The sequence below is a fragment of the Streptomyces sp. NPDC039430 genome (genome assembly GCF_055639435.1).
Map to the genome: position 1 here is coordinate 118,212 of NZ_JBVKAK010000021.1, position 6,696 is coordinate 124,907.

The 6,696-nt window shown below is 71.3% G+C and carries 6 protein-coding genes and 1 pseudogene; 3 read left to right on the plus strand and 4 right to left on the minus strand.

The features are described 5' to 3' along the window. Nucleotides 1–61: 61 nt before the first annotated feature. Nucleotides 62–1,045, plus strand: a complete 984-nt coding sequence (locus tag ACZ7LS_RS33540; protein ID WP_385134622.1) for an ABC transporter ATP-binding protein — start codon at nt 62–64, stop codon at nt 1,043–1,045. Further along, a complete protein-coding gene (locus ACZ7LS_RS33545) occupies nt 1,032–1,988 on the plus strand; it encodes an ABC transporter permease (RefSeq protein WP_385134624.1) in 957 nt (318 codons plus the stop codon). The genes ACZ7LS_RS33540 and ACZ7LS_RS33545 overlap by 14 nt, the downstream gene beginning before the upstream one ends. 147 nt (nt 1,989–2,135) lie before the next feature. Here ACZ7LS_RS33545 and ACZ7LS_RS33550 read toward each other — a convergent pair whose 3' ends face one another. The 3 genes from ACZ7LS_RS33550 to ACZ7LS_RS33560 form a co-directional block, all read right to left on the minus strand. Continuing rightward, nucleotides 2,136–3,536: a M28 family metallopeptidase gene (locus ACZ7LS_RS33550; protein ID WP_385134626.1), complete on the minus strand. Its 1,401-nt coding sequence runs from the start codon at nt 3,534–3,536 to the stop codon at nt 2,136–2,138. 367 nt (nt 3,537–3,903) lie between these two features. Beyond that, entirely contained in the window at nt 3,904–4,908 is a 1,005-nt protein-coding gene (rarD, locus tag ACZ7LS_RS33555; protein WP_382872482.1) for an EamA family transporter RarD, read from the minus strand. A 217-nt stretch (nt 4,909–5,125) separates the two neighbouring features. Further along, a complete protein-coding gene (locus ACZ7LS_RS33560; RefSeq protein ID WP_385134628.1) occupies nt 5,126–5,986 on the minus strand; it encodes an SDR family oxidoreductase in 861 nt (286 codons plus the stop codon). A gap of 161 nt (nt 5,987–6,147) precedes the next feature. Between ACZ7LS_RS33560 and ACZ7LS_RS33565 the strand changes: the two genes are divergently transcribed. After that, nucleotides 6,148–6,519, plus strand: a complete 372-nt coding sequence (locus ACZ7LS_RS33565) for a winged helix-turn-helix transcriptional regulator (protein WP_385134633.1) — start codon at nt 6,148–6,150, stop codon at nt 6,517–6,519. A gap of 42 nt (nt 6,520–6,561) precedes the next feature. Here ACZ7LS_RS33565 and ACZ7LS_RS33570 read toward each other — a convergent pair. Continuing rightward, a pseudogene (locus tag ACZ7LS_RS33570) lies at nt 6,562–6,696 on the minus strand (2-oxoacid:ferredoxin oxidoreductase subunit beta); the annotation flags it as partial.

Consider the following 6,696-nt stretch of genomic DNA (forward strand, 5'->3'; position numbering starts at 1 on the left):
ATGGCAGAGGACCGGTGTACGGCCGGCGACGGGACGACCAGACCGGGGGAGCGGGAGCGAGATGACAGCCGTGCTCGACGAGACCCATGGGCGCGAGGCGCGCGCTGTGATCGCGACGCGTGGGCTCACCAAGCGGTACCGCGGCGGGCAGCTCGCCGTGGACCGGCTCGACCTCTCCGTCCCCGCCGGCAGCGTGTTCGGCTTCCTCGGGCCCAACGGCTCGGGCAAGACGACCACCATCCGGATGCTGATGGGACTGATCGAGCCGACCGCCGGCTCGGCCTCGCTCCTGGGCCGGCCCATGCCCCGCGCGGCCCGCGCCGTACTCCCCGAGGTCGGCGCCCTCATCGAGGGGCCCGCGCTGTACGGGTACTTGTCGGGCCGGGAGAACCTCGTACGGTACGACTCCGCCGACCCGACCGCCGACCCCCGTACCCGCCGCGCCCGGGTGACCGACGCCCTGGACCGGGTCGGGCTGACCGCCGCGGCGGGCAAGCGGGCGAAGGCGTACTCCCTCGGGATGAAGCAGCGCCTCGGGCTCGCGTCGGCGCTGCTGAGGCCGCGCAGGCTGCTGGTGCTCGACGAACCCACGAACGGTCTTGACCCGCAGGGCATGCGGGAGATCAGAACCCTGATACGGGAGCTGGCTGCGGACGGCACGACCGTCTTCCTGTCCTCGCATCTCCTCGACGAGATCGAGCAGGTGTGCACGCACGCCGCCGTGATGGCCCAGGGACGGCTGATCACCCAGGGGCCGGTCGCCGAGCTGGCGGCCGGGACCCGGGGGCGGCTGGCCGTCACCACCCCCGATCCCGGCGAGGCCGCCCGGGTGCTGAAGGAGCTGGGGGTCACGGATGTGGTCGTGGCGGAGGACCGGGTGAGCGGCGAACTGCCCACGGGCGGGGCGGAGCCGGTGGACCCCGCCGACCTCAACGCGGCGCTCGTACGGGCCGGGGTCCGCGTACGGGCCTTCGGCCAGGAGCGCGCCTCGCTGGAGGACGCCTTTGTCGCGCTGACGGGGGAGGGCTTCGATGTCGCGGGCTGAGGCGGGGGCCGGGGCAGGGACCGGGGCAGGGGCCGAGGCGGAAGCGCCGGCGACGGCGGGCGCGGGACCGGCGGGGCCCGTGACCCGGGACAGGGAGCGCCGGCTGTGGTGGACGTTCGGGCTGCTGTACTCCGAGGTGACCACCACCTTCCGGCGCTGGCGGACCCTCGCGCTGCTGGGTGTGCTCGCCGCCGTACCCGTCCTCATCGGGATCGCCGTGAAGATCGAGACGAGCGACGGCGGGGGAGTGGGGCCGGGGGGCGGACCGAACGGCCCGGCGTTCCTTACGCAGATCACCAACAACGGACTGTTCCTGGTCTTCGCGGCGCTCGCCGCGACGCTGCCCGTCTTCCTGCCGATGGCGGTGGGGGTCATCGCGGGCGACGCGATCGCCGGTGAGGCCAATGGCGGGACGCTGCGCTATCTGCTGGTCGCGCCGGCCGGACGTACGCGACTGCTGCTCGCCAAGTACGCGTCCACGCTGGCCTTCTGTCTGGTCGCGACGCTCGTCGTGGCGGTCTCGGCGCTCGCCGTCGGCGCGCTGCTCTTCCCGCTGGGCGAGGTCACCACGATCTCGGGCACCCGCGTCTCCTTCGGCGACGGGCTGCTGCGGGCCCTGCTGATCGCGGTGGTCGTCGCCGCCTCGCTGGTGGGGCTGGCGGCGCTCGGTCTGTTCATCTCCACCCTGACCAACAGCGGGATCGCGGCGATGGCCGCGACCGTCGGGCTGCTGATCACGGTGCAGATCCTGGACACGATCCCGCAGTTGCACGCGATACAGCCGTATCTCTTCTCGCACCACTGGCTGTCCTTCGCGGATCTGCTGCGCGAGCCGTTCTACTGGGACGACATCGGCCGGAACCTGGGGCTCCAGGCGCTGTACGCGGCGGTGTTCGGCTCGGCGGCCTGGGCGCGCTTCACGACGAAGGACATCAGCGTCTGAGCCAGACGCCCCCGGAGTACGTGCGGCCGCCCGCGTGCGCACCGATTGCAGCACGCGGGCAGCCGCGGTCATGGGAGGCGCCTCATACGGCCCCGGGCGGTCCGGTCCGGTCCGGACCGCCCGTACGGCTCAGAAGCATCGGACGCCTCAGAAGGTGAGGCGCCAGCTGTCGATGTAGCCGGTGTCCTGGGCGGCCACGTCCTGGACCCGGAGCCGCCAGACGCCGTTCGCGACCTCGCTCGACGCGTTCACCGTGTAGGTGGCGATCACGTTGTCGGCCGAGTCGTTGGCGCTGGAGTTCTTCAGCCGGTAGGCCGTCCCGCTCGGGCCGATCAGGTCGATGACCACGTCACCCCGCCAGGTGTGCTTGATGTCCACACCCACCTTGAGCGCGGCGGGGGCGTTGCCCGTACGGCCGGAGACGGTCACCGCCGAGGTGATGGTCGGGCCGTTGTCCGGGATGGTGACGTCGTCGAGGGTCTCGAAGACCTCACCCGACGGGCCCGAGGAGTTCGCCGACAGCGTCCACACCGCGTGGGCGACGGCATCGCTGTTGCGGTCGAGCGCGGTGTCGTTGATGTTCGCCGTGGTGTCGCAGGAGGAGTGGTAGCAGCGGTCGAAGGACTGCCCCGAGGTGCCGCCCCACTTCTGCGCCTGCGCGGCGGTCTTGATGTAGTCGGCGCCGCTGAAGAGCCCGCCGACGGGGATGCCCACGTTCTTGAACGGAGCGTGGTCCGAGCGGCCGTCGCCCTCGGTCTCGATCTCCGTCGCGACGCCGAGACCCGCGTAGTAGTCCTTGAAGGTCTGCTCAATGGCCGGGTCGTCGTCATAGACGAAGTAGCCGGGGTTCGGGCTGCCGATCATGTCGAAGTTCAGATAGCCGCTGATCTTCGCGCGCTCGGCGGTCGGCAGATTGTTGACGTAGTACCGCGAGCCGACCAGACCCAGCTCCTCCGCGCCCCACCAGGCGAACCGCAGATGCTTCGCCGGTTTGAGCTGCGCCCGCGAGACGGCGAGCGCGGTCTCCAGGATGGCGGCGGAGCCCGATCCGTTGTCGTTGATCCCGGCGCCCGAGGTGACCGAGTCGAGATGCGAACCGGACATCACGACCTGGTTCGGATCGCCGCCCGGCCAGTCGGCTATCAGGTTGTAGCCGGTGGCGCCGCCGGAGGTGAACTGCTGGACGGAGGTGGTGAACCCGGCCGCGTCCAGCTTGCCCTTGACGTAGTTGACCGAGGCCAGATAGCCGGCGCGGCCATGGGCGCGGTTGCCGCCGTTGGCGGCGGCGATGGACGAGAACTGGGTGAGATGCGCCTTGACATTGGCGAGCGGTATATCGGGGGCCGCGAGCGCGGCGGGCGCGGACTGTGCCGGTCTCTTGGCGGCCTGAGGCGCGGCGGGGGCCGCTGACACGGCGGGCGCGGCGGCGGCGAGCAGCCCGGCGACGGCGAGTCCCGCGACCGCGGCCGTGGCACCGCGGGTGGATATTCGGCCGGTGCGGACGGGCCGAGCGGGTATGCGGTGCGCTCCGGGAACGGAGAGTTTCATGTGGGGGCTCCGGATTCCGTACGGGGACAGGACGGAACGTGCGAGACGCCCCACGGCGACGACGGCGCGGGGCGTTGGAGCTGGTGGCGCTGGTGGTGCCGATCGAGAAGCTGATCGTGGTGCTGAAGCTGTTGGTGCGCTGTGCGTGCTGAATGCTGGGGGAGAGCTTGACTCGCCGTCAAGAGCGGAAACCGGTCAGCGGTGTTCGCTGACCGGACATGTCCTGTTTCCCCGGCGGTTTCGGGGCATGTCGTGGGCCGGGCGGGACGCGCGCGCCACCCGGCCGCCTCCGGCTCTCCTCCGCGTACGGCCGGTCATGTTCGTACGCCGTGCTCCGGCACGTCCGGATGGCGGACGGCGGCCGGATTCACCGCCCGGCCGTTTTCTCCTCCGCGACCGGGAGCGGCGCGTCCGTGACCGGGACCGGCGCGCCCGCCTGCGCCGGGGCCGTCGCCGCTGTCGCCGCCTCGGCCTCCGTCTCTGGCGCTTCCGCCGCTGCCGCTGCCGCTGCCGCCTCCGCCGTGAGGCGCAGCGCCTCCGCCCTCGTACGGCGGGCGTTCCGCAGCGCGTCCCAGGTCAGGATCGCCAGGGCCAGCCAGACCAGCGAGAAGCCCGCCCACCGCTCAGGCGGCATCGCCTCGTGGAAGTACGTGATGCCCAGGACGAACTGGAAGACCGGGGCCAGATACTGGAGCAGGCCCAGCGTCGAGAGCGGTACCCGGATCGCCGCCGCGCCGAAGCAGACCAGCGGCAGCGCGGTGACCACGCCCGTGGCGGCGAGCAGGGCCATCTGGCCCGTACCCTCCGAGCCGAAGGTGGCCGACCCGGACACGCCCAGCCACACCAGATAGCCGAACGCGGGCAGGAACAGGACCGCGGTCTCGGCCGCCAGCGACTCCAGGCCGCCGAGGTTGATCTTCTTCTTGACCAGGCCGTAGGTCGCGAACGAGAAGGCCAGTACGAGCGAGATCCAGGGCGGCTGCCCGTATCCGACGGCGAGGACCAGTACGGCGGCCAGCGCGATGAAGACCGCAGTCCACTGGGCGGGCCGCAGCCGTTCCTTGAGCAGCAGAACACCCATGGCGATCGTCACCAGCGGGTTGATGAAGTAGCCCAGAGACGCTTCGACGACATGGCCGGTGTTGACCGACCAGATGTAGAAACCCCAGTTGAGGGAGATCGTGGTGGCGGCCACGGCGATGAGCCCCAGCTTGCGGGGCTGCCGTATCAGCTCCGGTATCCAGCCCCAGCGGCGCAGCGCCAGCAGTCCGATGGCGACGAACGCCAGCGACCAGACCATCCGGTGGGCCAGGATCTCCATCGCCCCGGCCGGTTCGAGCAGCGGCCAGTAGAGCGGGACCAGCCCCCACATCCCGTAGGCACCGATCCCGTACAGCAGCCCCGCCCGCTGGGCCGGCAGTCCCGCCCGCTGGTCGCCCTTCGCCTTCACAGACCCTCCCCGCGCACACGCGCCGTCCCGGCACGGCGCCCCCAAGAAGGTAGCGCCGCGCGGGCCGCGATGTCATGTCCGTATCGTCATACGGTCATGACGCGTCAGTATGCGAGGGGCGGCTGCCGGCGTGCGGGGGTCAGCTCTTGAGCGCCTCGGCGATCGTCTCGGCGAGCGGGGTGGTGGGACGGCCGGCCAGCCGGGCCAGATCCCCCGTCGTACCGGCCAGCAGCCCGCGCTCGATCGCGTGGTCGACCTCCACCAGGAGCGCGGCCATCGGCTCGGGCATCCCCGCGCCGGTGAGGATCCCGAGCAGCGTCTCGGCCGGCACGTTGGTGTACGCGATCGTCCTGCCGGTCTGCCGCGACAGCTCGGCCGCGTACTCGCCCAGCGACCACGCCGTGTCGCCGCTCAGCTCGTACGCCCTGTTCAGGTGACCCTCGCCGGTCAGTACGGCCGCCGCCGCGGCGGCGTAGTCCGCGCGGGAGGCGGCGGCGATCCGGCCCTCGCCCGCTGCGGCGACGACGGCGTCGTGCTCCAGTACGGGCGCGAGGTTCCCGGTGTAGTTCTCGGTGTACCAGCCGTTGCGCAGAAAGGTGTACGGCAGCCCGGAATCGAGGATCAGCCGCTCGGTCGCCTTGTGCTCGGCGGCCAGCTCGAAGTCGGCGTCGGGCCCGCCCAGTATGCCGGTGTACGCGAGCTGGGCCACGCTGGCCGCCCGCGCCGCGTCGATGACGGCGGCGTGCTGCGGCACGCGCTGCCCGACCTCGCTCCCGGAGATCAGCAGGACCCGGTCACCGGCCCGGAACGCGTCCGTCAGCGTCTCGGGGCGGCTGTAGTCGGCGACCCGCGGCTCGACACCGCGCGCCACCAGACCCGCGGCCTTCTCCTTGTTCCGCACGACGACGGCGATCCCGTCGGCCGGGACGCCGTCGGCCAGCAGGGATTCGACGACCAGGCGGCCGAGGTGTCCGGTGGCTCCGGTGACAACGATGCTCATGGGGGGCTCCCGTTCGGGTGGATATGCCGGGACCGGCACTCTCTGTCACTCACCCTAGGGGGAGCACTAACCAGGCGTAAGTACCCACCTTGAAGTAAGGTACTGGCATGGCCGTAAGCGAAACCCAAGGGAAGCCGGCGGACTGGTGGAAGCCGGAGAACATGAGGGCGGGGCAGCCGGACGCCGGCCCGTCCACGTGCCCGTCCCGGATCGTCCTTGAGCACGTCACCAGCCGCTGGGGCGTGCTGGTGCTCGGCGCGCTGCTGGAGCGCTCCTACCGCTTCAGCGAACTGCGGCGCGGGATCGGCGGGGTCAGCGAGAAGATGCTCGCCCAGACGCTCCAGACCCTGGAACGCGACGGCTTCGTCCACCGCGACGCCAAGCCCGTGATCCCGCCGCGCGTGGACTACTCCCTGACCGAGCTGGGCCGGGAGGCCGCCGGGTACGTGAGCGATCTGGGGCGCTGGACGGAACGACGGCTGGACGACGTGTTCAAGGCCCGCCAGGCATACGACGAGGCCCGGACCTTTTAAGAGATCCGGGCCCCGGAGAACCGGAACGTTGCCGAAGACGCTTTAACCGACGACGGTCCAGGTGTCGCCGCCGGCGAGCATGGTGGCCAGATCGCCCTTGCCCTGCCGCTCGATGGCCGTGTCGAGCTGGTCCGACATGAGGGTGTCGTAGACGGGCCGTTCGACGCTGCGCAGTAC